We start from the raw sequence: 1,596 nt of genomic DNA, 5'->3' as shown, positions 1-1,596 counted from the left end.
ATCGAGGTTGCCGTGAGCCTCTGCCGAAAGGTCCTGCCAGTCGGCCCAGGTCTTGAGCCGGTCGGCGTAGACCTGCTGGAGCATCGGGTAGAAGCCCTGCCCGAAGAGGATCCGCAGGGGCGGGTTGTCGGCGTCGACGATCTTGAGGAGTGCCTGGGCCGCGGCGGCCGGGTCGCCGGCGGGCTGCTTGCCCGCGAACGCGGCGATGCGCCGGCGGAGGCCGTCGTAGATCGGGTCGGGCTCGGCCATGTGGCCGTTGTCGAGCGGGTCGGGGTTCTTGCCGGAGCGGGTGGCGAAGCCGCCGGGCTCGATGATGGTCACCTTGATGCCGAAGCCGGCGACCTCTTGGGCGAGGGATTCGTTCAGGGCTTCCAGCGCCCACTTGGAGGCGCTGTAGGCGCCGCTGAGCGGCATCGCCATCAGCCCTGCCGCCGAGGACAGCTGGATGATGTGCCCTGAGCCCTGCTCGCGCAGGTGGGGCAGCGCGGCCTGGATCATCCACAGCGCGCCGAACAGGTTGGTCTCCAGCTGGTCGCGCAGATCCTGCTCGGTCAGCTCCTCGACCGCGCCGACCTGGGCGTAGCCGGCGTTGTTCACGATGACGTCGAGCCGGCCGAAGTGCTCCCTGGCCTGCTTGACGCTCTCGAAGACGGCGGCCTTGTCGGTCACGTCCAGCTCCAGCGGAAGCACCGCCTCGCCGTGGGCGGCGACCAGCTCGTCAAGGCTCGCGGCGGCCCGGGCGGCTGCGGCCACCTGGTCGCCACGCGACAGGGCGGCCTCGACGAAGTTGCGGCCGAGGCCGCGGGACGAACCGGTGACGAACCAGACCTTGCTCATGATGTCTTTCCGTTCCTTCTTCGGTGGCGGTTGCGCGGCGGTCACCACGCAACCGGCCGAGGCGATCGACTCGGGGAGTTGTGTGCCGCGCGCATCGTCCGCACGACGTTCTGACGACCATGAGGCGCCGGCGCCCCGGACTTTGTGACAGTGCGGCCATGTGACGTGTGTCACCGAACACGGGTGTCACACAACGGTGGGCACCGGCGCCTTATGCATGGAGCAGGAGCTGCGGGTGAACAGGCAGGAGCCAGGTATGAACGAGCGCAGGGATGCAAAGACGGGCGCAGCCGAGCCGATGGCTGGTGGTGGCCTGATGGACCGCGCCACCGAGGCGACCGAGACATTCCTCGCTCACCGCAACCTGCTGTTCACCGTCGCCTACGAGATGCTCGGCTCGGCGGCCGACGCCGAGGACGTCTTGCAGGAGACCTGGTTGCGGTGGATCAAGGTCGATGTAGGGCAGGTGCACGACCAGCGCGCCTACCTGGTGCGGATCGCCACCCGACGCTCGCTGGACCGGCTGCGCACCATGAAGCGCCGCAAGGAGACGTATGTCGGTTCCTGGCTGCCCGAGCCGCTGCTCACCGCACCGGACGTGGCCGAGGACGCCGAGCTCGCCGAGAGCGTGTCGATGGCGCTGATGCTCGTCCTGGAGACGCTGTCGCCGACCGAGCGCGCCGTCTTCGTGCTGCGTGAGGTCTTCGACGTCGGCTACGAGGAGATCGCGGCCGCCGTCGACAAGAGCCCCGTGGCCGT

2 protein-coding genes are annotated in these 1,596 nt (G+C 69.0%); one reads left to right on the top strand and one right to left on the bottom strand.

What is annotated here, in order from left to right:
• Window positions 1-837 (bottom strand): SDR family NAD(P)-dependent oxidoreductase (locus ACWDS7_RS48365; protein ID WP_451934811.1); only part of this gene is annotated, 837 nt, incomplete at its 3' end.
• Window positions 838-1,135: 298 nt separating this feature from the next.
• Here ACWDS7_RS48365 and ACWDS7_RS48360 point away from each other — a divergent pair.
• Window positions 1,136-1,596 (top strand): sigma-70 family RNA polymerase sigma factor (locus tag ACWDS7_RS48360; protein WP_451934812.1); only part of this gene is annotated, 461 nt, incomplete at its 3' end.

The sequence above is a fragment of the Streptosporangium sp. NPDC003464 genome, from assembly GCF_053588315.1.
This window is presented reverse-complemented; position numbering and strand designations above follow the sequence as displayed.